Source organism: Myxacorys almedinensis A, from assembly GCF_010091945.1.
GTDB classification, from domain to species: domain Bacteria; phylum Cyanobacteriota; class Cyanobacteriia; order Leptolyngbyales; family Leptolyngbyaceae; genus Myxacorys; species Myxacorys almedinensis.
On the sequence record NZ_WVIE01000004.1, the window covers coordinates 190,769 to 214,498 of the forward strand.

28 protein-coding genes are annotated in these 23,730 nt (G+C 49.9%); 15 read left to right on the forward strand and 13 right to left on the reverse strand.

What is annotated here, in order from left to right; all coding sequences use genetic code 11:
* Positions 1–250: 250 nt before the first annotated feature.
* A complete protein-coding gene (locus GS601_RS04920; protein ID WP_162422152.1) occupies positions 251–454 on the forward strand; it encodes a hypothetical protein in 204 nt (67 codons plus the stop codon).
* On the opposite strand, the gene GS601_RS04925 is transcribed toward GS601_RS04920, so the two are convergent.
* Entirely contained in the window at positions 446–1,222 is a 777-nt protein-coding gene (locus tag GS601_RS04925; protein WP_162422153.1) for a TrmH family RNA methyltransferase, read from the reverse strand. The genes GS601_RS04920 and GS601_RS04925 overlap by 9 nt on opposite strands.
* A 94-nt stretch (positions 1,223–1,316) precedes the next feature.
* The gene (locus GS601_RS04930) at positions 1,317–2,522 is read right to left on the reverse strand and encodes a phosphoglycerate kinase (RefSeq protein WP_162422154.1); all 1,206 of its coding nucleotides are present in this window, start codon (positions 2,520–2,522) and stop codon (positions 1,317–1,319) included.
* A 148-nt stretch (positions 2,523–2,670) separates the two neighbouring features.
* Between GS601_RS04930 and GS601_RS04935 the strand changes: the two genes are divergently transcribed.
* A complete protein-coding gene (locus GS601_RS04935) occupies positions 2,671–3,075 on the forward strand; it encodes a universal stress protein (protein WP_162422155.1) in 405 nt (134 codons plus the stop codon).
* Between the two features lie 9 nt (positions 3,076–3,084).
* On the opposite strand, the gene GS601_RS04940 is transcribed toward GS601_RS04935, so the two are convergent.
* The 5 genes from GS601_RS04940 to GS601_RS04960 all read right to left on the reverse strand — a co-directional run bounded on the left by GS601_RS04940 (position 3,085) and on the right by GS601_RS04960 (position 4,817).
* A complete protein-coding gene (locus tag GS601_RS04940; RefSeq protein WP_202924858.1) occupies positions 3,085–3,375 on the reverse strand; it encodes a hypothetical protein in 291 nt (96 codons plus the stop codon).
* Positions 3,376–3,382: 7 nt separating this feature from the next.
* Complete coding sequence (locus tag GS601_RS04945) at positions 3,383–3,580, reverse strand: hypothetical protein (protein ID WP_162422156.1); 198 nt, start codon at positions 3,578–3,580, stop codon at positions 3,383–3,385.
* Positions 3,577–3,930, reverse strand: coding sequence for a PIN domain-containing protein (locus GS601_RS04950; RefSeq protein WP_202924859.1), 354 nt, complete (start codon positions 3,928–3,930; stop codon positions 3,577–3,579). The genes GS601_RS04945 and GS601_RS04950 overlap by 4 nt, the downstream gene beginning before the upstream one ends.
* A 445-nt stretch (positions 3,931–4,375) precedes the next feature.
* A complete protein-coding gene (locus GS601_RS22835; protein ID WP_202924860.1) occupies positions 4,376–4,609 on the reverse strand; it encodes a type II toxin-antitoxin system PemK/MazF family toxin in 234 nt (77 codons plus the stop codon).
* Positions 4,575–4,817 (reverse strand): hypothetical protein, encoded by a 243-nt coding sequence (locus tag GS601_RS04960; protein WP_162422157.1) that lies wholly within the window; start codon positions 4,815–4,817, stop codon positions 4,575–4,577. Before GS601_RS04960 ends, GS601_RS22835 begins: the two co-directional genes overlap by 35 nt.
* A gap of 216 nt (positions 4,818–5,033) precedes the next feature.
* Between GS601_RS04960 and GS601_RS04965 the strand changes: the two genes are divergently transcribed.
* The 6 genes from GS601_RS04965 (at position 5,034) to ctpC (ending at position 10,335) form a co-directional block, all read left to right on the forward strand.
* Positions 5,034–5,282: a hypothetical protein gene (locus tag GS601_RS04965; protein ID WP_162422158.1), complete on the forward strand. Its 249-nt coding sequence runs from the start codon at positions 5,034–5,036 to the stop codon at positions 5,280–5,282.
* Positions 5,283–5,481: 199 nt separating this feature from the next.
* Positions 5,482–5,622, forward strand: a complete 141-nt coding sequence (locus tag GS601_RS04970) for a hypothetical protein (RefSeq protein WP_202924861.1) — start codon at positions 5,482–5,484, stop codon at positions 5,620–5,622.
* A 168-nt stretch (positions 5,623–5,790) separates the two neighbouring features.
* Complete coding sequence (gene ylqF / locus GS601_RS04975; RefSeq protein WP_162422159.1) at positions 5,791–6,636, forward strand: ribosome biogenesis GTPase YlqF; 846 nt, start codon at positions 5,791–5,793, stop codon at positions 6,634–6,636.
* A gap of 613 nt (positions 6,637–7,249) precedes the next feature.
* On the forward strand, positions 7,250–7,438 hold the full coding sequence (locus GS601_RS04980; RefSeq protein WP_162422160.1) for a hypothetical protein: 189 nt from the start codon (positions 7,250–7,252) through the stop codon (positions 7,436–7,438).
* A gap of 296 nt (positions 7,439–7,734) precedes the next feature.
* Positions 7,735–8,958, forward strand: coding sequence for a (E)-4-hydroxy-3-methylbut-2-enyl-diphosphate synthase (gene ispG, locus GS601_RS04985; RefSeq protein ID WP_162422161.1), 1,224 nt, complete (start codon positions 7,735–7,737; stop codon positions 8,956–8,958).
* A 90-nt stretch (positions 8,959–9,048) separates the two neighbouring features.
* Positions 9,049–10,335 (forward strand): carboxyl-terminal processing protease CtpC, encoded by a 1,287-nt coding sequence (gene ctpC / locus GS601_RS04990; protein WP_162422162.1) that lies wholly within the window; start codon positions 9,049–9,051, stop codon positions 10,333–10,335.
* Between the two features lie 48 nt (positions 10,336–10,383).
* Here the strand turns inward: ctpC and GS601_RS04995 are convergent, their stop codons facing one another.
* Positions 10,384–10,584, reverse strand: coding sequence for a DDE transposase family protein (locus tag GS601_RS04995; protein ID WP_162422163.1), 201 nt, complete (start codon positions 10,582–10,584; stop codon positions 10,384–10,386).
* Between the two features lie 325 nt (positions 10,585–10,909).
* Here GS601_RS04995 and GS601_RS05000 point away from each other — a divergent pair, with 325 nt between their 5' ends.
* A complete protein-coding gene (locus GS601_RS05000; RefSeq protein WP_238393088.1) occupies positions 10,910–12,433 on the forward strand; it encodes a type IV pilus twitching motility protein PilT in 1,524 nt (507 codons plus the stop codon).
* Between the two features lie 169 nt (positions 12,434–12,602).
* Here GS601_RS05000 and atpC read toward each other — a convergent pair whose 3' ends face one another.
* Together atpC and atpD are read right to left on the reverse strand one after the other, a co-directional pair.
* A complete protein-coding gene (gene atpC / locus GS601_RS05005; RefSeq protein WP_162422164.1) occupies positions 12,603–13,013 on the reverse strand; it encodes an ATP synthase F1 subunit epsilon in 411 nt (136 codons plus the stop codon).
* Between the two features lie 111 nt (positions 13,014–13,124).
* Entirely contained in the window at positions 13,125–14,582 is a 1,458-nt protein-coding gene (gene atpD, locus GS601_RS05010; RefSeq protein WP_162422165.1) for a F0F1 ATP synthase subunit beta, read from the reverse strand.
* Positions 14,583–14,953: 371 nt separating this feature from the next.
* Between atpD and GS601_RS05015 the strand changes: the two genes are divergently transcribed.
* The 3 genes from GS601_RS05015 (at position 14,954) to GS601_RS22840 (ending at position 16,791) form a co-directional block, all read left to right on the forward strand.
* Complete coding sequence (locus tag GS601_RS05015; RefSeq protein WP_238393089.1) at positions 14,954–16,183, forward strand: glycosyltransferase; 1,230 nt, start codon at positions 14,954–14,956, stop codon at positions 16,181–16,183.
* Positions 16,180–16,500 carry a hypothetical protein gene (locus GS601_RS05020; RefSeq protein WP_162422167.1) on the forward strand — a complete coding sequence of 107 codons (321 nt, stop codon included), beginning with the start codon at positions 16,180–16,182 and terminating at the stop codon, positions 16,498–16,500. Before GS601_RS05015 ends, GS601_RS05020 begins: the two co-directional genes overlap by 4 nt.
* A gap of 93 nt (positions 16,501–16,593) precedes the next feature.
* Complete coding sequence (locus tag GS601_RS22840; protein WP_202924862.1) at positions 16,594–16,791, forward strand: Uma2 family endonuclease; 198 nt, start codon at positions 16,594–16,596, stop codon at positions 16,789–16,791.
* A 164-nt stretch (positions 16,792–16,955) separates the two neighbouring features.
* Here GS601_RS22840 and dacB read toward each other — a convergent pair whose 3' ends face one another.
* Both dacB and nadA read right to left on the reverse strand, forming a co-directional pair.
* The gene (gene dacB, locus GS601_RS05030; RefSeq protein ID WP_162422168.1) at positions 16,956–18,230 is read right to left on the reverse strand and encodes a D-alanyl-D-alanine carboxypeptidase/D-alanyl-D-alanine endopeptidase; all 1,275 of its coding nucleotides are present in this window, start codon (positions 18,228–18,230) and stop codon (positions 16,956–16,958) included.
* 115 nt (positions 18,231–18,345) lie between these two features.
* Positions 18,346–19,308, reverse strand: coding sequence for a quinolinate synthase NadA (gene nadA / locus GS601_RS05035; RefSeq protein ID WP_162422169.1), 963 nt, complete (start codon positions 19,306–19,308; stop codon positions 18,346–18,348).
* Positions 19,309–19,529: 221 nt separating this feature from the next.
* Here nadA and GS601_RS23090 point away from each other — a divergent pair, with 221 nt between their 5' ends.
* Positions 19,530–19,700, forward strand: coding sequence for a hypothetical protein (locus GS601_RS23090; RefSeq protein ID WP_238393090.1), 171 nt, complete (start codon positions 19,530–19,532; stop codon positions 19,698–19,700).
* On the forward strand, positions 19,673–21,151 hold the full coding sequence (gene ffh, locus GS601_RS05040) for a signal recognition particle protein (RefSeq protein WP_162422216.1): 1,479 nt from the start codon (positions 19,673–19,675) through the stop codon (positions 21,149–21,151). Before GS601_RS23090 ends, ffh begins: the two co-directional genes overlap by 28 nt.
* Positions 21,152–21,189: 38 nt before the next feature.
* Here ffh and GS601_RS05045 read toward each other — a convergent pair whose 3' ends face one another.
* Complete coding sequence (locus GS601_RS05045; protein WP_162422170.1) at positions 21,190–22,104, reverse strand: hypothetical protein; 915 nt, start codon at positions 22,102–22,104, stop codon at positions 21,190–21,192.
* Positions 22,105–22,543: 439 nt separating this feature from the next.
* Between GS601_RS05045 and phoU the strand changes: the two genes are divergently transcribed.
* Positions 22,544–23,218: a phosphate signaling complex protein PhoU gene (gene phoU, locus GS601_RS05050; protein WP_162422171.1), complete on the forward strand. Its 675-nt coding sequence runs from the start codon at positions 22,544–22,546 to the stop codon at positions 23,216–23,218.
* Positions 23,219–23,730: the final 512 nt, after the last annotated feature.

A 23,730-nucleotide genomic window follows, 5' to 3' on the forward strand; every position in this document is an offset into this window, starting at 1 on the left:
AGCGTCTAGTCGATTCACCCTATTTAGGGATTTTTGAGATTCTAAATCGAACCCTTGAGTCGCCTCTCATCGTTATGACATTTTCAAATGAAACGATTCTGTTAGGGTTGGGCATCCTGATCAGAGCGGAGAACCCGTGAAAACCTGATGAGTGTAAGTTCAAATTTGGGTGTAGCCAGTAACCTGTTTTTTGGGGGCTACAGACCAGAGCGATCGTATGGTTCAGTCCATCCAGTAAGAGTTAGGCATTATGGAACAGCGAGAACTGCGACGTGCAGCAGCTAAAGCATTTATGGAGTCCCTCGATAAGCTGCAAGAAACGCTATCTGAGTCTGAAACCAAAACGGAGGCTCAGCCAATGACTGCACCAGCGATGCCAAAACAGCTTGAGGAATTTGAGCAAGCGGTGGCGGATATTGAGCAGTTCATGCAGTCTAAGGGCGAATCAGCGTGATCGCTGTCGTTTGGCTTCGTAGAGCATGAGTGCCGCCGCGATCGCAACATTGAGCGATTCCACCCCTGGGCTTACAGGAATAGTGACATGAGCATCGGCAAGGGCGTTTAATTGAGGAGATAGTCCGGCTCCTTCGTTCCCCATCAAAATCAAGCTCGGTTTTTTGAAATCCACTTCCCAGTAGGTTTGCGTTGCAGTCGGAACGGTCGCAATGATCTGCATTCCTTGTTTTTTGGCATCGAGAATATCGGTCTTCAAGCTAGAACTAATACCCATCGGCAACCGAAACCATTGCCCCGCCGATGCTCTCAGCACTTTTGGATTGTCTAAATCCACGCTGTCCGCGCTCAGTAGAATTCCTTCTGCTCCTGCCGCCGCCGCCGTCCGAATCATGGTGCCAAGATTTCCAGGGTCTTGAATCGTTTCGAGAACAAGTCCGAAGTTGTTGAGTGCCAATGGCTCAGAATAAATGCGTTCTGCGCTAGCAACAATGCCATCAGGTTCGACAGTGGTTGCGATCGCTCTCACCACTTCAGGGCTGACGAGTTCGAGACGCTGCGATCGCGCTTGAAGTTGCTGCCACAACTGAGCATGTTGAGCCTGCCACGCTTCGGTGCAGCAAACGGTGAGCAGAGGCAATCCGACGGCACATGCCTCTTCAACGAGATGGGTTCCTTCCAATAAAAAAAGCTGCTGTTCGCGCCGTTCTTTAGCGCGGTGCAACTTGCGGAGTTGTTTAACAAGCGGGTTCTGAAGACTCGTGAGCATGATGGCAGCAGATTAGGTAGCAGAGGGAACGGATGGATGCTTTGTCAGCCTAGATCAATCATCCGTTCCCCTCGTTTTCTAAGCCGTTGCTTGCTTACGCTTCGTCTAGAGCCGCAATTCCAGGCAGTTCTTTGCCTTCGAGCAGTTCTAAACTTGCGCCGCCCCCGGTGGAAATGTGGCTCATCTGCTCTGCCACACCGACTTTTTCAACAGCGGCAACAGAATCACCCCCACCAATAATGGTGATCGTCCCTTGGGGGGTCAGTTCGGCGAGGGTGCGTGCGATCGCTTCTGTGCCCGCCGCAAACTTATCAAACTCAAACACGCCCATCGGGCCATTCCAGATCACCGACTTACATTCAGATAGCGCTTGCTGAAAGGCTTTCACCGAGTCAGGACCAATATCCAACCCCATCCATCCGTCCGGAATATTCTCGACGCTGACGGTCTGAGCATTGGCATCGGGCGAAAAGTTATCGGCAACGACAACATCCGTTGGCAACAATAAATCGACGCCTTTTTCTTTAGCTTTGGCTTCGAGTGCCCGTGCCAAGTCGAGTTTGTCTTCTTCGACTAGAGACTTACCGACATTTAAGCCGCGTGCTTTGTAGAAGGTGAACACCATACCACCGCCAATGAGCAGCTTATCGACTTTATCCAGAAGGGTTTCGATCACGGTGATCTTGCTCGACACTTTAGAACCGCCCACGATCGCAGCCAACGGACGCTGAGGGTTCTCGATCGCGCTTTGCAAATATTCCAGTTCTTTCTCGATCAGCAATCCTGCGACAGAAGGCTTGAGAAACTTGGTGACTCCTTCTGTAGAAGCGTGGGCGCGGTGAGCCGTTCCAAAGGCATCGTTCACATAGAGATCCGCGACTGATGCAAGTTTCTCAGCAAATCCGGGGTCGTTTTGTTCTTCTTCTTTGTAAAAGCGAACGTTCTCTAGCAACACCACATCACCGGGCTGCATGGCGCTAACAGCAGCGTTTACCTCATCACCGATACAGTCGTTACACTTGGTAACGGGCTTGCCCAACACCTCAGACAACCGATTGCCCACTGGGGTGAGGCGATATTTCTCTTCAGGACCATTTTTCGGACGCCCAAAGTGACTGCACAAGATCACCTTTGCCCCTTTCGAGGTCAACGCTTGGATGGTGGGCAACGCTGCCCGGATGCGTGTATCGTCGGTGATAGCGCCTTGATCGTCTAGCGGCACATTAAAGTCAGCCCGCACGAGAACGCGCTTTCCTTGTAAATCAGAGGACGATAGAGTGTTAACAGTCTTCTTGGGCACGATTCTTCTCCTAGAATGAGTCTTTTTACCTACGTCTTAAATTTTCTCATTAATTGCCCCTCTGCGATCGCTCAATCCACTCATCCTGTTGTAAGTTCAGAAAGATAAGACCCTCCTGAAATCTATCTGTCCCATTTCACCCAAATCCATGTTTAAGACAGTCTTGTTTCCCATCGATCAAAGCCGTGAATCTCGCCAAGCGGCTGAAAAAGTTGCAGAAATTGTGCAGTTTCACAAGAGTCGTCTGATCATCGTGTCTGTGGTTGAGGCTGCGGCAGTCGAAGACATTCCGACCGATACGATGGCGTCACCCGATGCGGTCGCCAAACTCTTACAGAATGCGAAATCGTTATTTTCTCAACAAGGCATTGAAGCGGAAACGGTTGAACGCGAAGGAAATCCCGCGTTCACGATTTGCGATGTTGCCGATGAAATCGACGCCGATCTGATCGTCATGGGCTGTCGTGGACTCGGACTCACCGAAGAAGTCTCTGAAAGCGTCACGAATCGAGTGATTAGTTTGTCGCCGTGCCCAGTGCTAGTCGTTCCGTAAGCTGCTAGATTATGCTTTGCGAGTGCAGAGGAGTTGCACGAAGGTATCGCTGACGGTGTGATCTCTGGTGTCGGCAGCGTATTGAATTAAGGCTTCTCGCAAGGTTTGAGCGGCATTGAGTGGGAGCAATGTTGCGAGGAGAAAGTAAACGCCGCGAAAACGCGAGTCGCCCAAATAGTCATACCAGCGAGTTTGGGCGGTTTCGCTGTCACCGAGAAAGGTTTGCACGATGAAAAATTCGGCGATTTTGTCGTGGCGGAAGTACCATTCCTTCTGGGTTTCGCCTTTGGTGTCTTTCAATTACACCTCAACGCTCTTTCATCTGCCGCAAAATCTCATCCAGCGTCAAATCCTTGAAAAGCGCCTCACGTTCCTCGGTATAGTTTCCATAGCCAGATGAAAATTGATTGAGAAATCTCAGCGTGTTCGCAATGCCGATCTCTTTCGAGAGGATCGCGATCGCTTCTTGAGTAATTTCATTCAAAGATTTCGGTTGAAGACTCATTCGGTTATCTCCGTGATCAATTCCAGAGGTGAAACAACTTTGGTCGGTTCTGTATCTGCTGCATTTGCTCGTCTTAGAAAACGGTCATCGCATGTACAAAAATAATCCGCTTCTGCCTCGATTGAAGACGCTAAGTGCAGCGCGTCCAACGGTTTAATTCCCAAACCCACAAATCTCTGCGCTCGTTCCTCAACCAATTTACTACGAGAGATAAATAGATTTGCTTTTGCTAATGTCTCTAAAATATACGTTCTTCTTTGGGAAAGCGGAATCTGCTCAGCCTCAAATACCAACGCTGATGATGAAATAAGTTCAAGCTGTCCAGACTCCCATAGCGTGATGATATTCAAAATTGCCTCAGCCTCAACTGCGATCCGAACCTGTGTCTTGGTATCAAGCGGACGTTGCAAGCTGCACATGTCTAGATAAATCCTCATGAGCAGCAGTTTACCTACTTTATGCAAAAGCTAGCGATCGTATCCCTCTCACTCGATCAATAACCTCATCAGTGACAATCATTGAGAAGCAATAACCATTTTATCGAACTCACACTGAGTTACAAGCAATCCCTTTCAGCCTTCAAACGACAGCGAACACGGAGTGAAGCGAAGCTACCGTGCAACGAAGCGAAGCGATCGTATATCTTGAATCAACGATCGCTCACAAATTTAATGTGTGTTTCAGAGCAATATCAATTTCTGTTATCGGAAGCAATCCAATCACGCGATTAATTGCAGATTCAGCGATCGTGGCGAGATTATCCGTCATGACAACTGAATCTGTGAGTAATCCTGATTAACTTCCTTCGGGCGTCGCGAGACTCACAAACACTCGACTCGGATGATTTGCCCGAAAGACACGGCTCGTGATCATGGCAACAATCACCTGCGAGATTCCAGTCTGCAAATTATTGGCTTGAACCACAATTGCGGGACGAGTTTTCGCAGTACGGAGATCTGAATTTGGAAACATGACTAAAACAATGTCACCACGCCTATAGCTGCTTCCGGTGATTGTCGTAGTCATCATAAATGTCCATTTCCGGGCTATTCCATTCTTCAGCAAACGAACTTAGACGAGATTGCAACTCGGCTGCTTGCTGTTCATCAATGCTATGCGCTTGCAAATCGATTGATGTTTCTTCCTGAGTTAGCGATCGCGCGAGTTTTAGCAGCGATCGCAATTGACCATCGGGTAACTGTTCAATAACCGCTAATAATTCTTGGCGCGTACTCATCGGGAATTCACCATCATTGCTTCAATTGTATAGCGCGATCGTAAATCAACGGACGATCGTATCCCTCGTAGTCGATCGACAAGCCCATCGGAAGAGTAACGATCAACCCCCTTGCACCTTTAAACAGGAACGAACACGTCGGGAAGCGAAGCTATCCTCTTTCAATCTGCATCATTTTAGTCCAAACCTCGAAGCTTCAAGTTCAAAGGTCAATCATTGCCCTTTCAAGTTGAAAACTTCCTGGTTGAAGTGCGATCGTTCGTGTTTAGAACAGCAATGATGCCCTTTCAAGTTAGAGATTTCCTGGTTGAAGCGCGATCGTTCGTGTTTAGAACAGCAATGATGCCCTTTCAAGTTAGAGATTTCCTGGTTGAAGCGCGATCGCTTCGATTCTCAGCACGATTGTTCTTATCTAAAACAGCAAGCGAGGCACTTCCACAAGGGTGCACGCTGAAAATGGCGTGATCGCTTCGCCTTGTCAACCTACAATAAAAGCTAAAACAGTTTTCTTGCCCGTGACAACGATATGCGATCGTCAACACCATCGGAATCGGACAGTGGCTAATTACAATCACTCCGCTACCAAATTCGTCATCCACAAATCCTATTTGCGACCATCGCGCCTTCCTCAACGGTTACGCTCCAGAAGACGAAGGGCGTTACGATGACTATTCAACCCGGTGAACTGTGGATTGCCGAGATTCCATTCACAGACGGTACAGCAGCCAAGAAACGTCCGATCCTAATTCTCTGGTTAGACAGTAGAGATGCAATCGTTGCTGTAGTGACTTCTGCTTATGGCTGAAACGCGACGCCACATTGATAGAATGAAGTGCGATCGTAAAGCTCTAAATGTACACCGACCCGTGGAAGTTGACCCGTTCAGATAAACTTTATTGCTGTAACTTTATTGCTGTAAAGCGCGGTAGCTTCGCTCCGCCCAGTGTTCGCTTCCCTTTTTGCCATCGTCCCTATGTCTTCTCCCCCCATCCAGTGGTATCCCGGTCACATCGCCAAAGCAGAAAAATCTCTGCTTGAGCAGCTAAAGCGCGTCGATGTGGTCTTAGAAGTTCGCGATGCCCGTATTCCTAGCGCCACCCATCATCCTCAGATTGAGCAGTGGTTGGGCAACAAAGGGCGCGTTTTAGTCCTCAATCGGATGGATATGATCTCGTCGTCGGCGAAAGAGCGGTGGACAGAATGGTTTCAGCAGCAGGGACAAGAGCCATACTTCACCGATGCTCAGCACGGAAAAGCGATCGATGCGGTTTCTAAAGCAGTTCAAGTTGCAGGCGCTCAAGTGAACGAACGACGGCGCGATCGCGGTATGCTGCCTCGCCCTATCCGTGCCGTTGTGATCGGCTTTCCCAACGTTGGCAAATCGGCGCTGATCAATCGCTTGCTCAAACGTAGAGTGGTAGAAAGTGCCCGCCGAGCGGGGGTAACTCGTCAATTACGCTGGGTCAGAATTTCCGATCAAATCGACCTGTTAGATGCCCCCGGAGTCCTTCCCAACAAACTTACCAACCAAGATGCCGCGATTAAACTAGCGATTTGCGATGACATTGGCGAAGCCGGTTACGACAATCAACGAGTCGCAGCAGCTTTTGTCGATTTGTTAAACACATTGCAGATCGAGCAGGTGTTGCACGAGCGGTATGCCCTAGCACTAGAGGATCTGAGCGGAGAAAGTTACCTGCGATCGCTCGCTAACCAAAACTATCAAGGTGACATCGAACGGACAGCCCGGCAGATTTTGACGGATTTTCGCAAAGGCAACTTGGGCGCGATCGCGCTAGAACTTCCGCCAACACCGTGAGGGCTGGTGGGGCAGCCTAATCAATCCATCTTCACTCTGACTCTGGTTTGATGAAATACTCTAGCCGCAATTTTAACGGGTAGCATAATACACAACCAGATCGCACTGTTTGTCACTAAATGCAGTTAGGTCAGTTTCGCCTCGCGTTGCTAATAGCCAAAAGCGCTATATTAAGCATCTGAAATTAAATAATATTAAGTTTTTTATTGCTGATTTCAAAGTATTAAATATGACTTATTCACGAATAATTTACTTAGAATTTTTTAGGGTAGACTCCTCCATATGTCACGCCTTCCTCTGTTAGGTTCCTATTAAGTTCTATAGCGTCAAATACTAATTTTTCGAGTTAAGGAACTTCCCCAATTCCCCTACGTCGCTTGCATCTAGCGGCTAACACGCCTATCGTAAACTGTTTGGAGGAATACCGTTTTTTTGACAAAATCCCTCTAATATTTTCAAACAGTTATATGACTCTTTACCTTCTATAAATCAATTCTGCAAAGCCACAAAAGAATATTGGCAATCTGGTTTGTGGTTTGCTTAATATGACGTGTTGAGATGGCGACCTGCTCGGCAAACACTTGTTTTTCCTGATGCACGTTGGGGTGTGAGTATGGCTCTAATTCGGGATGTAGTCCAGCAAGCTCTTGTAACCGGAGTACTAACGGTGGAAGCAGAAAACTTGCTTCGGCAATTGCTGAGTATGAAATATGACCAAGAAGACCTCCGTGCCTTCATGACGCTACAAAATGCAGCGATGTCTGGGGTGGTCAAGCAAGAGTCTCGATTGTGCAAAGGCTAGAGGTGCAAAGGCTAGAGGTGAGACGGGTGTAACGGTTTCTGTAGGCTACGTGGGGGAACGCTGGCAGCAACGTCTCGTCAGCAGCAAACAGTTGATGTTGCCTTAGCAGACAGAGCTAACGCAAAGCGAGTCCGTTCCACAAAACCATCTTCGTTGCTTGTTCTCCAGAAAACCGCCAAAAAACCACTTTCTGTGGCAATCTGAAAGACAGTGAATAGCAACTTGTCATTCCTGACAACCCTAGGAAAACTTGACCCTTCCTGCGTTATTTGCTGTCGAAGATTTAATTAGCCACCATGCAAACTCTGCCCAGTCCTCCTACTATCATCGCTTCAAACCAGTATTCTACTGATCCCGCTATACAGCGCCGCAAAACCCGTCCTGTGCCGGTTGGCAGCATCACGATCGGTGGTGGGCATCCGGTAGCGGTGCAGTCTATGATCAATGAAGACACGCTAGATATTGATGGATCGGTGGCGGCGATTCGTCGGTTACATGAAATTGGCTGTGAAATTGTCCGGGTGACGGTGCCTAGCATGGCGCACGCCAAGGCAATGGAGGAGATCCGCGATCGCTTGCACAAATCCTATCAACCCGTTCCCCTGGTTGCCGACGTGCATCACAACGGCATGAAGATTGCCCTTGAGGTGGCACACCATGTGGATAACGTGCGAATTAATCCAGGGCTGTATGTGTTTGAAAAGCCGAAGAGCGATCGCACAGACTATACCTCGGCAGAATTTGACGAGATCGGCAGCAAAATCCGTGAAACCCTCGAACCGCTCGTGATTTCGCTGCGAGATCAAAACAAGTCCATGCGGATTGGCGTCAATCATGGCTCTCTCTCCGAACGGATGCTCTTTACCTACGGCGACACGCCCGAAGGCATGGTGGAATCGGCGCTAGAGTTTATTCGCATTTGCGAAGCTCTCAACTTCTACCACATCGAACTATCGCTCAAAGCCTCCAGAGTGCCCGTGATGATTGCTGCTAACCGTCTCATGGTCAAGCGCATGGATGAACTCGGCATGGACTACCCGATTCATTTGGGCGTCACCGAAGCGGGAGATGGCGAGTATGGACGCATCAAATCCACCGCAGGCATCGGGACACTGCTAGCAGAAGGAATTGGGGATACTCTGCGCGTTTCCCTAACCGAAGCCCCAGAAAAAGAAATTCCCGTGTGCTATGGCATTCTGCAAGCCCTCGGACTCCGCAAAACCATGGTGGAGTATGTTGCCTGTCCGTCTTGCGGGCGCACGTTGTTTAACCTAGAAGAAGTGTTGCATCAAGTGAGAACGGCTACTCAACACCTGACAGGCTTAGATATCGCCGTGATGGGATGTATTGTCAACGGTCCAGGAGAAATGGCGGATGCTGATTACGGCTACGTCGGCAAGCAAGCAGGTTACATTTCTTTATACCGAGGTCGAAATGAGATCAAGAAAGTGCCCGAAGCTCAAGGGGTTGAAGAACTCATTAACCTGATTAAATCTGACGGCAAATGGATTGATCCTTAAAACTTAGACGTATTTATTACGGATTGCCCTAAGATTGCTGTGTTAGATTGAGCATAATCTTTTTCAGTCATTTTCTACGGTTTGAGCAATATGACCATGACGAAACGAGCGCTTGTCTTAGGTGCAACGGCAGCCGCCGTTACTGCTGTAACTATTACCGGGGCTGGAATTCATCTCAACAAGGGGCAAGCGTTCTTTCGGGAAAGTCCGAAGGAGATTGTCGATGAGGTCTGGCAAGTTATCGATCGCAACTATGTCGATGGCACGTTTAACCAAGTCGACTGGAAGGCGGCGCGCAGCCAATATCTCGCCCGCAACTATGCCAACAAAGAAGAGGCATACAAAGCGATCCGAGAAATGCTGAAGCCGTTGGGCGACCAGTACACCCGGTTTATGGACCCGACCGAGTTCAAAAACATGCAGATCGATACGTCTGGTGAGCTAACCGGCGTTGGCATTCAGCTTGCTGCCGATGAGAAAACGAAAAAGCTGACCGTGGTCGCACCGATCGAGGGCAGCCCTGCATCGTCTGCCGGAATTTTGGCAAAAGATATCATTGCCCAAATTGACGGCAAAAGCACCGAAGGAATGGACGTTAACCAAGCCGTCAACCTGATTCGGGGAGCGGCTGGAACCCAGGTCAAGCTCACCGTCGTACGAGGCAACCAACAGCTAGATTTTCCGCTCAAGCGCGCCAAAATCGAAATTCACCCTGTCCGCTACAGCGTCAAGCCCTCTCCGACCGGAAATGTGGGTTACATCCGCCTGGTGCAGTTTAGTGCTAACGCCGCCCCTGAGATGCGAAATGCAATTCAAAACCTAGAAAAGCAGGGCGTTTCGGGTTACATTCTGGATCTGCGCTCTAACCCTGGTGGGTTGCTCTATGCCAGCGTCGATATCGCCCGGATGTGGCTTCAAAGCGGGGGGATCGTGTCAACCGTTGACCGTAAAGGCATCTCTGAAAAAGAAAGTGCCAACAACCGCGCCCTGACGACCAAGCCGCTGGTTGTTTTAGTAGATGGCGGGTCTGCTAGTGCTAGCGAAATTCTGTCTGGAGCCTTGCAAGACAACCGCCGCGCGACGATCGTAGGAACCAAGACGTTTGGCAAAGGGCTGGTTCAATCGGTGCGAGGATTGGGGGACGGATCGGGTCTGGCGGTGACGATCGCAAAATACCTCACGCCCAATGGTCGAGATATCAACAAGAACGGCATTGCTCCAGATGTGGTGTTTGATCTCAATGATCAGCAGCGCCAGGTGTTGGTGCAAGATCGCGACAAAATTGGCACAACTGAAGATCCTCAGTATGCTAAAGCGCTACAAGTGCTCAACCAGCGAATCTCTGGCAAGGACACCACTCGTGCAGAATCAAAGTAATTTAAAGTAGCAAAGCGTTAGTGTAACGTCAACTAAACAAGCTGGCGCTCAAACAGGTCGGCACTTTCCAGCCCGAATCAAGCCAACGCGACGTGCGATCGCATCTCCCTCTGAGCCAAACGGGCCCCACTTCTCCGTTTCCTCAGGGGGTTTTGCATGGCTACTCTCCCAGTCCTGCGCTGAGACAGAAACAATTTGGCAATGTCCTTCTGGTTGTTTCACGACATACCACCCTTCTATCTGGCTCATGGGCTTAGTTCTCCTGATTCCTATGCGTTGCTTGATACGGATACTCGCCTTTCGGGAAAGCTGATTAAAAGCTAAAAGTCTGCTGCAATTCTGTCAAGCCTATGCTCCCAGAAACCGAGTTTAGACTTTATGCCGTCCTACATTCTTTAACTCTGGGCAACCGATGGTGCAAAGCCCGAAGCAAGATCAGCACATACAGCATCTGCACCCAGCCTCCCGTGGATTAACCGTCAATAACCAACGCCTGCACTCTTGCTCCCAAACTGAGATCTAGCAAACTCCCATAGGATACTTTCCCCTTAGAGTTCTTTATCACCGATAGGATATGACACCAGATACCCAGCGTCCGTCCATTACGCCGCCTCCCGCTCCTCGCGTTCCGCCTGCGCCGCCACCACCCCTACGGCATTCTGGTAGTGCAATGCTCGAAGCGATGAGTACTTCACGCCCCGCTGAAGGAGCCGCTTCACAGCCGTCTACTGGACTTGCCGATCCTATCACTGAGGTCAATACTGCTACGCAGACGCTCGCCATGCCTAGCCCAGCAGCAAACTCGCCTTTACCCGGAGTTGCCCCGCCCATGGCACAGGCAGATGCAATTAATGGCTTGAACAACTCCGGAGGAACCGCAGCCACCAGAGCAAATTCAACCTCTGCTCCTGCTACAGCAATACTTTCGGCATTGCCCACCTCAGACCCCCCCAACGGATCAGTGCCGCCGCCCACTATCGGACATCGCCCCACTGCACCCCCAACCGTTCCCGGCGTAGCTCGCCGCTCGCCCAATGGCTCTCCAACGTTGGCACAGTTGATCAAGCTTGCGTTTGACAAAGGCTTTTCAGATGTGCATGTGGGAGTGGGTGAAGTGCCGCGCTTCCGCAACCGAGGGGAAATCGAAGCGACCGAGTTTCCCGTAACCGACCAAGATACGTTCATGGGTTGGCTGCGGGAAGTGCTGAGCGAAGCAGACATTAGCCAATACGAAGAAACCCTCGACTTCGATGGAGCAACTCAATACGACTTTGCGCGGGTTCGGATCAATATTTTTGGCTCGTTGCACGGTCCTGCCATGGTTATGCGATTGATTCCGCTCAAGATTTTGACCATGGAGCAGCTAAATCTGCCCCCAGTATTTAAAGATGTTTGTCACTATCACAAAGGCTTGATTTTGGTCACAGGCCCTACGGGGTCAGGTAAATCGACTACGATGGCGGCGATGTTGGACTACATCAATAAGGAGATGCCAAAAAACATCATCACGATCGAAGACCCGATTGAATTTATTCACAAAAGTCAGAAATCGTTGATCAAGCACCGTGAAGTCGGCATTCACACTCGCAAGTTTGACAATGCCCTGAAAGCAGCCTTGCGGGAAGATCCAGATATTATTCTAATTGGTGAAATGCGCGACAAGGAGACGGTCAACACTGCCCTAAAAGCGGCTCAGACAGGACACTTGGTGATGGGAACGCTGCACACCAACAGCGCAGTGAAAACGATCGAGCGTGTCTTGAGCCTGTATAAACCCGAAGAGCAACCTCCGATGCGGATAGCGCTGGCAGAATCGTTGGTGACTGTGATAGCCCAGGGCTTGTGCCGCACCACTGATGGTAAACGAGCCGCTTTTCACGATATTCTCATCAACACAGATGCTATTAGAGACTACATCCGTAAAGGCGAACTCGACGAGATCGAAGCAATCTTGCCAAAATGCGGCTTTGACGGCATGTGTACGATGAACCAGTCGCTCTACAAACTGTATGAGGAAGGTCGCATTACGGAGGAAGTAGCGCTAGAAATGTCGCCGAAGCAAAATGAGATGGCTCAAATGCTGCGTGGACGAGTGTAATCCTTTTCTCGTTTGCGCGATTTGATCCTTCGGGAGCCAGTTGTGCAGAGCGTCTCGACTCAAGCATCCTGCGGTTGGCTTGTTCCAAAACAAAAGGGAGAACACTGATCGTTCTCCCTTTTTGCTTGCTCAAAACTGCTGAAAAGGTACAGTCAGGCTAGCGACCCTCTTAAACCGTTCCCCCTGAAGCTTGCAGTCGCGCCCGCGCCCTTTTTAGAGCTTGGGTGGCTTGCAGTTGTTCTTGCTTGGGACTTCCTTGCTCGGCTTTTGCTAACGCAGCTTCTGCCTCAGTGTAGGCTATTTTAGCCGCCTCACGATCGATCGTATCTCCGCGCTCAGCCCCGTTTACGAGGATCGTCACTTCGTTGCTTTCAACTTCAGCAAATCCGCCAGTCAGCGCGATCGGCACCCAAGTTTTATCTGCTCGAACCCGCATCACGCCAGTATCAAGCGCCGTCAGCAAGGGTGCGTGTCCTGCCAAAATCCCCAGTTGCCCAGTGGTGCTTGGCAAAATCACTTCATCAGCAGTAGAATCCCAGACGGTTTTGTCTGGAGCAATAACGCGAACAGTTAACGGCATAATCTTCTGTAAAAAATAACGAGTAACCGATCAAACTCCGCGATTGAGAACAAGAAGAAAGACTAAATTTTGCGATCGTCCCTCTTCCTGTCTTAAAGGTTGCGGCGGCTCTTACTTGGTATCTGCTTTGATCTTTTCGGCTTTCGCGATCGCTTCGTCAATATCGCCGACTAGATAGAATGCCTGCTCTGGCAACTCATCTAATTCCCCTGCCAAAATGCGCTTGAAGCCTTTGATGGTCTTTTCAAGCGTGACATATTTACCTGGAGATCCGGTAAAGACTTCTGCCACAAAGAAGGGCTGAGACAAAAAGCGCTCGATCTTGCGGGCGCGAGACACAATTAAGCGATCTTCCTCAGACAACTCATCAAGACCCAAGATGGCGATAATGTCTTGAAGCTCTTTGTAGCGCTGGAGGGTGGACTGTACATTACGAGCGGTGTCGTAGTGATCGTCTCCTACGATCGCAGGCTGCAACATAGTCGAACTCGAATCGAGCGGATCGACCGCCGGATAAATCCCTTTAGAAGCAAGACCTCTAGACAACACTGTAGTTCCGTCTAGGTGAGCAAAGGTGGTGGCAGGGGCAGGATCAGTCAAGTCATCTGCCGGAACGTAGACGGCTTGAATCGACGTAATCGAACCCTCAGTCGTCGAGGTGATCCGCTCTTGCAAGTCCCCCACGTCTGTACCGAGTGTTGGCTGGTATCCTACTGCCGAGGGCATCCGTCCGAGCAGCGCAGATACTTCAGACCCCGCTTGCACAAACCGGAAGATGTTATCAACAAACAGCAAAACGTCTTGCTTGTTAACATCACGGAAGTATTCGGCCATCGTCAGACCCGACAAACCAACGCGCATTCTCGCCCCTGGTGGCTCATTCATCTGACCGTAAACCAAGGCAATCTTGGAGTCGTTGAGGTTATCTTTTTTGATAACGCCAGATTCGATCATTTCGTTGTAGAGGTCATTTCCTTCGCGGGTGCGCTCTCCTACCCCTGCAAAAACGGACACACCACCATGATTGGTTGCGATGTTGTTAATCAATTCCATCATAATGACGGTCTTGCCCACACCTGCACCACCAAACAGACCAATTTTTCCACCCCGACGATAGGGCGTTAGCAAATCAATCACCTTGATTCCGGTCTCAAACACGGAAGGTTTGGTTTCTAGCTCGGTCAGCTTGGGAGCATCACGGTGGATCGGCATGGTCTCTGTGTTGTTGACAGGACCGCGCTCATCGACAGGCTCACCCAGTACGTTGAAGATTCGACCTAAGGTGGCGGTTCCGACGGGAACGCTGATCGGAGCGCCTGTGTCTGCAACTTCCATGCCGCGTACGAGACCGTCTGTGGTGCTCATTGCCACGGCGCGAACTTGGTTATCACCGAGAAGCTGCTGCACCTCGCAGGTCACGGAAACGTCTTGACCCGCGTCAGTTTTACCTGTGATTTTCAAGGCGTTGTAAATCTGCGGCATTTTGCCGTTGGAAAATCGAACGTCCAGAACTGGACCGATGATTTGCGTGATGTAACCAATACTTGTTTTTTCTGCGGTGGTGACCATGCTTACGCCCTACTGTGGTTCAGCTATTTCAAATACTTTTTGCGCTTTTATCGCCAGTTCTCAGAGTATCACTGAAGGGTTACGGTTGATTAAGCAATTTTTTCTACTGCGATCGCGGCTAAGTGCGGCTAAGTGTCGAAAAGGGCAGCGGTTTTAACTAGGAAAAATGAGAGACCGAAGTCACAAGCCCAAAGTTGAATCAAAGACAGTTGACCATTGGCAAAACTGCATCAGCCAGCTTTTTTCTCTCATCTCTGACTTTAATTGCATCGTTTGAGGTAAGGTTGAGGCTACTTGACATAATTGCCTATCTAAAAGTTATGGCTCACTTTGGCATCCTCTGTCCCGCCGCTAGTGGTCACCTTAATCCCATGACTGCTCTAGGATATGAATTGCATCAGCGAGGGCATCGCGTTACTGTCGTTGGCATGCCGGATGCAAAACCAAAAGTGTTGGCAGCAGGATTAGAATTTCGGGCGATCGGCGAAGTAGCCTTTCCACTTGGTGCAGTTCCAGACGCTTTCACAAAATTGGGTCAACTCGAAGGATTTACTGCATTTCGGTACACCATCGAGTTGTTTAAACAACTCACGCTCACCCTGCTACAAGAAGCCCCTGCCGCTCTCCAAAGTGCTGGTATAGAAGTCCTACTCATCGATCAAACGTCCTTCGGAGGCTCCACAGTTGCCCAATTCTTAGATCTTCCTTTCATCAGCGTTTGTTGTGCTCTGATGTTAAACCAAGATCCCAAGGTTCCTCCTTTCAATACCGCTTGGAGATACCATTCGACCCGGTGGGCACAGATTCGGAATCAACTGGGTCACGAGTTTATGACTCGTATTGCTCGACCGATTACAGATCTAGTGGTTGAATATCGACAACACTGGAATTTACCCGCTTACACTCACCCCGATGATGCCTACTCTAACCTGGCTCAACTCTGCCAACAGCCTGCTGAATTTGAGTTCCCACGGCAACACTTGCCTGCCTGCTTTCATTTCACAGGACCTTATTCAAATTCGGCTAGTCGGGCACCCTCATCCTTTCCGTTTGAGCAGTTGACAGGGCAACCACTAATTTATGCCTCCCTTGGTACAGTGCAAAACCAGTTGCTCGGAACGTTCCAAATCATTGCAGAAGCCTGCCGGGAACTGGATGCTCAGTTAGTCATTGCTCTGGGCGGTGGCAGCACGCCAGAGGCGCTCCTTCCACTCCCTGGGTCTCCTTTGGTGGTTGAGTATGCTCCTCAACTAGATCTATTACAACGGACTACGCTCACTATTACTCATGCAGGCATGAATACTACGTTGGAATCATTAAGTAATGGAGTGCCAATGGTTGCCATTCCGATTGCCAATGACCAACCGGGGGTCGCTGCTCGTATCGCTTGGACAGGAACTGGAGAGGTGATCCCTCTGAAGCGTTTAAGTGTTTCTAAGCTGCGGAGTGCGATTCAACACGTTTTGACTAAGGAGACTTATAAAGATAACGCTCTCCGATTGCAAGCGATGATTCAACGCTCTGGGGGAGTCAAGAAAGCGATCGATATTGTTGAACAGGTTGCAGCGACAGGGAAGCCAGTCTTACATCAACAGAAATGAGACAACTATCGGGTGTGCTTCCTGCATCGCCTCAGTCTGCGCCATCCATTCTGTCACCGTTGTTGCGGCTTTCGGTCGAGATTGAATCCGGGAAATCGTCGGCTCTGCTGCTGTTGCATCTATTCAGCCAAAAACTTAACGATGGCACCAATTATCTACAGCGATCGCATATTTGTTTAGCAACTGCAATCACATCTCCCTCAAAGCGATCGCGGATTGTCTTGGGAGTGCGATCGCTATCCTCACTTTACTTTGAGCGGCGGAGTGCTGAAACTGGGCTTGGAGATGCTGATACAATTTCGGCTGATTGCCTTTGACTGTGATAACGAAATCGTTGCCACTGTTTACAATATAGGCTCTCTCGATTTTGGGGCAACCACATAGATGCTTAGAAATTGGGTGGAGAGGTCGTGACCGAAACAGTCTGTCGTACTCTCAAGCAGGGGCGTCGTCCTGATGTTGCTTATATGTCACCAGAACTGGTAGCTCAGTTTGGGCAGGAAGCAGGCTTGCCTCAGAGCTTTCCGCTCATTGCAGAAATTGCTTCTCCAGATGACAGTGTAGAAGGGTTGTTTGCGAAAGCGATCGAGTATCTAGCGAGTATCTAGAGTCAGGTTGCCAAGAAGTCTGGCTGGTGTTTCCAGAGGCGAGAATTGTTCTGGTAAAAACGGCGGAGACTTCTTGGCAACTGTTTAATCCTGGAGATACAATTTCAACCCAAACAACGCTTCAAGGCTTTGGCATTTCCCTAGCTGAATTGCTGACATGACCCTTAACACTTACGCAGCCGTGCCATCGAAATGACAGCTTCATCAACCGCACTCCGAACGGTAGAAGCAGACGCTCCAGAATTGACAAGAACACTGAATACTAAGGGTGAATAGTTACGGGGGGAAACATAGCCCGAAAGGGAAACAACTCCTGAAATGGTTCCGGTTTTAGCCGCAACGATGCCTTGAGCCGGCGTATTACGGAAGCGATTGGAGAGTGTGCCACTTACCCCTGCCACCGGCAGCGATCGCCGATAAATTTGGGCTTCTGGCATGAGTGCGATCGCTTGCAACGTTTGGACAAACGCTTCCGCACTAGCAAGGTTACGATCTGCCAAGCCCGACCCGTCTACCATGGTATATCGATTGGGATTTACCCCCATCTCCGTCAAAATCGATTTTACCGTCGCGACACCGCTCGTGTTGGTGTCAAGACTGTTCGGATTTTGCAGCCGACCTAACGTTTTGAGCAGCGTCTCCGCATAAACATTATTGCTGGCTTGATTGGTTTCAAAAATCAAGCTCGATAGCGGCGGCGAGGTCACAGACGCGAGGGCAACTTCTCCCGCCGGAGCGGGCGTCCGTTTCACTAAAGTTGAAGCTGCTATTTTAATGCCAGCTTTGGTCAACGCTTTGCGAAACTCTCCCACAAAATAGTTTCCAGCATTGGGAACTGCCCCATTATAAATAATGTTTTCATTCAGCATTAAGCTGTTGACCGGAGGGGCATAGCCCAACCCACGATGCCGATTGCTCCAAAACGGGTTGTACGGTTCACCCTGAAAAACGGTGTCGTCTCCGATCAAGAGATTGGTCTGACGAATGCCCCGCTGACGCAACTGCTGAGCCAAAGCATTGAGTTGCGCTGTCTTGAGGCTTGGATCGCCTTGCCCAATCACTCTTAGAGTTGCCAAATCTGGACCCGCACTATTACCAAATACAGGGGTTGTGATGCGGTGCTGTGCGCCTAACTTTTTGAGGGCGGCAGCCGTGGTAAGAATTTTGTTGTTTGACGCTGGAACGAGCAACGTCGAGAAGTTTCGCCTGTAGACATTGCTGCGAGCGCCTGTCGCCCCTTGGGTTTGCACCAAAACGCTCCACTTTGCGCCAGGAACGCGGGCGATCGCTCGATCAATGGCTCCTCCAAGTTGGGCGGGGCAAATTGTGCCGGCTGTAGATTGGGCCCGCACCGGGCCGAGGGAGGAGACTACAGCCGTTACCGCGAGAATAGTAATGAATGCAGGACGAAATAGAGAAGTAGGGCAAGTAGGGTTCATACGATCGCTCATCGCCTTTATAAATACAACACCTGTGACTGATGACAGGTCAAATTTGTTGCAGACTTGATATTACGCGATCAAAGCAATTCTAGAACCCTAGCATTCTGGTCGTTCACCGACTCATGTCTAACATGCGTTGTATCGGGCGAAGCGCCGCTAACCGAGTAGATTCGGGCAGCGTGATTTCCGGCTCTCGATTTTTCATCGCGAGATAGAGTTTCTCCAACGTGTTGAGTCGCATGTGAGGACATTCATTACAGGCGCAGGTGTTGAGCGGCGGTGCAGGAATAAACTGCTTGTCAGGCGCGGCTTTCTCCATCTGGTGAATGATTCCAGGTTCCGTCACCACGATGATTGACTGACTCGCGCTGTGCTGACAATACTTGAGTAATGCCGTGGTAGACCCGATGTAATCGGCGTGGCGCAAAATAGCCTCTTCGCATTCTGGGTGGGCAATCACCTCGGCGGTGGGATGCTGAATTTTTAGTTGCACCATTTTCTTTTCGGAAAACGTTTCATGCACCATGCAGCTTCCTTGCCACAGCACCATGTCTCGCCCGGTTTGCTGCATCACGTATCTGCCTAGGTTGCGATCGGGGGCAAAAATAATCGGCTGGTCTTGGGGAATTTGCTGTACAATCTTTACCGCGTTGGCACTGGTGCAAATAATGTCACTCATCGCTTTGATGTCTGCGGTGCAATTTATGTAGGAAATTACCAAATGATCTGGGTGTTTTTCCCTAAACTTAGCAAACTCGCTCGGTGGGCAACTATCTGCAAGAGAGCAACCCGCATCTAAATCGGGCAGCAGCACTAACTTATCTGGATTGAGAATTTTTGCAGTTTCTGCCATGAAGTGAACGCCCGCAAACACAATCACATCTGCATCGGTTTGGGCGGCTTGACGAGACAATCCGAGGGAGTCTCCGAGGAAATCAGCGACATCTTGAATATCTGGATCTTGGTAGTAGTGCGCCAAAATGACCGCATTGAGATCGCGTTTGAGAGTTGCGATCGCGCCTACCAAATCGGTCGGCAGGAGTGGCTTAGACAGAGCAAAGGGTGCTGTAAACACAAGCTTAACGAATCGTAAGAGTACTAATAATTATAGTTTAATTCACCAAAATAAGAAAGAGGGATTTTATTTAGGGTTACCAACTAGGCAGCATTTATACCTTAAGTTGTGGTTTTGTTAAGTTGTGGTTTTGTGGAGTGCGATCGCACCTCCAACTCTAGTGAATAGATAGTGAATAGATTCTAGTCAATTACAACGTCTTTCTTCCCAAGTTCAACACCTTGTCAACGAATCTCTTGCCTGCCAGTTCGGTTTTTCCCAAATTTGAGACGAGTCCTTGGGCAGACAACCTTTTAGAATGGATGAAATGGACAGCATTCTGTCCCCGTCGTCTCGTGCAACAGACTGTATTGCAACAGAACCTATGTTTGATGCTCTCGCCGATCGCTTAGAAAACGCCTGGAAAAAAGTTCGGGGTCAAGACAAAATCTCTGAATCTAACGTTAAGGATGCCCTGCGGGAAGTCCGGCGCGCCTTGCTAGAAGCAGATGCAAACCTCCAAGTTGTCAAAGATTTTGTCGCTGAGGTCGAGCAGAAAGCCTTGGGGGCAGAAGTCATTTCCGGGGTGCGCCCAGACCAGCAGTTCATTGAAATTATTCACAACGAATTAGTTTCGGTGATGGGAGATGCCAATGTGCCGCTTGCCCACGCTGAGAGTGCACCCACGATCGTGCTGATGGCAGGCTTGCAGGGGACGGGTAAAACTACAGCAACTGCAAAATTAGCGCTCCATCTCCGCAAAGAAGAACGCAGCGTGCTCATGGTGGCAACAGATGTGTATCGCCCTGCCGCGATCGACCAGTTGATCGCCCTCGGTAAACAAGTCGATATTCCCGTTTTCGACTTGGGCAAAGATGCCGATCCGGTTGAGATTGCCCGCCAAGGCGTCGAACGAGCCAGAGCAGAAGGCTTTGATACCGTGATTATCGATACGGCAGGTCGTCTGCAAATCGATGAGTCGATGATGGGAGAACTGAAGCGGATCAAAGACACGATTCAACCGCACGAAGTTCTCCTCGTTGTGGACGCGATGACCGGACAAGAAGCCGCGAATCTGACTCGAACGTTTCATGAGCAGATCGGTGTGACGGGCGCAATTCTGACCAAAATGGATGGCGACACGCGCGGGGGGGCAGCGCTTTCGGTGCGGCGAATTTCGGGACAACCGATCAAATTCATCGGCGTGGGTGAAAAGGTGGATGCCTTGCAGCCGTTTTACCCCGATCGCATGGCATCGCGCATTCTGGGCATGGGCGACGTCCTGACGCTGGTTGAGAAAGCCCGCGAAGAGATCGATTTAGCCGACGCTGAGAAGATGCAGGAAAAAATCCTGTCGGCAAAATTTGATTTTACAGACTTCATCAAACAAACTCGCCTGCTCAAAAATATGGGGTCGCTGGGCGGCGTCCTCAAGCTGATTCCTGGCATGGGCAAGATGGTGAATGAGGAACAGTTGCAAAAAGGGGAAGAGCAACTGAAAAAAGCCGAAGCGATGATCGGCTCGATGACGGCAGATGAGCGCCGTGATCCAGATCTGCTTTCCAACTCTCCTTCTCGCCGCCGCCGCATTGCCCGGGGTTCAGGACATGCTGACAAAGAAGTTACAGAGCTAATCAGTAACTTCCAAAAGATGCGATCGATGATGCAGCAAATGGGGTCGGGTCAGATGGGTCTTCCGGGCATGGGCGGCGGCTTTCCGGGCATGGGTGGAATGCCAGGGATGGGGGGCGGCAATCCTTACGCTCGTCCGCCGATGCCAGGGCAACGCGGCTACGCTGGCGGCAACATCAACAAGAAAAAGAAAGCCAAAGACAAAAAGAAGAAAGGCTTTGGCACGTTGTGATGGGCGCTGTGATGGGCGCTCTGCGAAGGGATGGCAATTTAGAACGGCAGTTGGCTCAGCGAGGGATGCCCTTTGGATGGCAGCGCCTTGAGGTAGTGTAAGAATTCTAGCAACTCGTCTTCGGTAAGTTCGGCGCGAGTTTTTTTGCTGTAAGTTTGCTGAAGATAGGTGCTGCCTTGCTTTTTCGTCCAGCCGATGCGCTCGATCTCGGTACCGATTTGCGCGATCGCATCCGATAAATCAATCGGCTCATTAGAAAGATCGGGCACGATCGCTTTCATTGGCTCCTCTGCCTCTTCAAACAACGATTCTCCTTCAGAATATTCCACTTCAACTGGCTCTGGGGATGCATTAGCTGAGTCAAGGTCAGAGAACGAAAGTAAGGTGTCTTCAGAAGGCGCTTCTTCCTGCTTTCGGCTGGTTTTTTTGGCAGGTTCCACTTGCTCAACCTGCTGTACAGTCTGCTGTTCCACCCGTTCTTGATCTGGCTCAGGCAGCATTGAGGGAGTTAGGGGTGCTGGTGCGCCCTGTTCTTTGAGCGGGTCTGATGGTAAGGAGTCGGGCATCAACGAATGCGCCTCAAACGAAGGGGACATCAGCGGCATAGGCATCGCCCCCCCAACCAGAGAAATTCCTAAAACCGCCATTGCTCTGACTCTGGCGCGATCTTCCGCATCCTCAACTCGGCTCGCGGCTGCGATCGCACTGGCAAGGGTCGCGGTTCCATCCTGCACAAGGACGCGCACCACAAATTGCCCCTCGTGCACCTGAAGTAGCTCAGAAACCAAAGCCCCAGCAGGATAGTGCTTTCTCAACTGGGCAAAGAGACTGAGATTTTCTGGGGGCGACGTTAGGGCTAGAGAGGGCGACTCTGCCACCGTAAACGAAGAATTAGCAGAATACATAGCAGAAGGTGGCGTAGAAGGTCTTGCGATCATGTTCATTTTAGGCATGGGTAGAGGGATATGGCAGGCTTGAGGTGAGCGTGCGTGGAGCAACCTCATCGGCTCGATGAAAACGAATTTAGCGCTATGATGAAGAAAAATAAATAATCCGGATTATTCTACCTTTTGTACTAGGCTCAACAGAGATCCAGCTTGCTATGGGTATAACACATATAGCGGGTATTAGAACGCTTTTAGCTATCTAACCCCTATATATTGTAATAATCTCTATTGTAAAGCAATGGCAAACTTTAGGTGCTTGTTGGTTTGCTGCCTTCAGGTCAAGCCTTTGTCTAAGAGATGAGTCAGAGTACCTGCCTTTAATCCAAACTTTCTAGTCAAAGTCTTGCCTAATACCAGACTTTCTTGGGCGCAGTTGTTATAGTTAAGCGTTAATGAGACGAACGCAGCCTAGCTTCATGGTGTTCACTCAAGTCTGAAGGCAAACATGATTAATAAAAGCGTTTTCCCAGACGGTCGAGAGCCGATGCGGATTCATTTTGATCGCCAAATCAAACGCATTCAACGGGATGTGCTAAGAATGGGAGCACTGGTTGAAAACTCCTGTTTCTTGGCGCGTCAGGCGTTGTTTGACCAAGACCTCGAAGCGGCTGACAAGATTGCTCGACAAGATAAGCAAATCGATCGCCTTTATAAACAGATCGAGCTTGACTGCGTTAACTTAATTGCGCTGCAATCTCCGGTGGCTCAGGATCTGCGACTTTTGAGTGCAATGATGCAGCTAGTTCGAGATTTAGAGCGCATCGGAGATTATGCCAAAAATCTTGGCGATATTGCGATGCGGCTGTTTTCTTACCCCGCTTCTCCTTACATGGGGCAGATCAAGCAGATGTTTGATCGCTGCCAAGCTATGTTAGCGATTAGCCTGGCGTCACTGTCGGATCTAGATGCCCAGTCGGGGCTTGATATGCGCGATCGCGATGATGCCGTCGATTCTGACTACGATACGCTCTACGCCTTGCTTGCCCACCAGCAAAACGTTCCGGGGGCTGTAGAGCCGATTATCCTGCAAGTTTTGATCATCCGCCATCTAGAGCGGATGGCAGACCACTCGACCAACATTGGCAAACGGGTTGCCTACATTGTGACGGGGCAGCGTTGAGGATCAGAACCGATCAACCCTTGACAAAATTTGACAGTTGGGAGATCAATGCGGAACTATAGATAGAGGTGAAAGTCGCAGATGCCTGAGACTCCCATGGTTACCTGCTCAATTGAGGTTACAGTCGATTGAGGTTAGGTAGAGTAAGGTTAGACAGAGCCGTCGCTCATCACGCCGTGATTTTCATCCAAGCCTGTTGCACTCTGCTCCTGGTTTCACCACCCAAATTTTGAAGTCAGAGCATCAGTTTGACAAACTTGAGCGAGAATGAGTGAAGCAATTCTCTAGCTTTGGGACTTAGCTTTGGGACTTAAACCGTTCAAGAAGGCTACCCAGGTTCGAGGGTTTCCGCGACTGGTATCAGCTATCAAGGGCTGGGTTTGGGGGTTTTCTAGCACCGTGACTAGCGCGCATAGCGCCAACTCCGCAAGGGAGATGCCGAGTGAAGACCCGTTGGCTGGTCTCTAATATTCGGTTGATCTTGAGCAACGAAGTAAGCCTCGCAATCACGC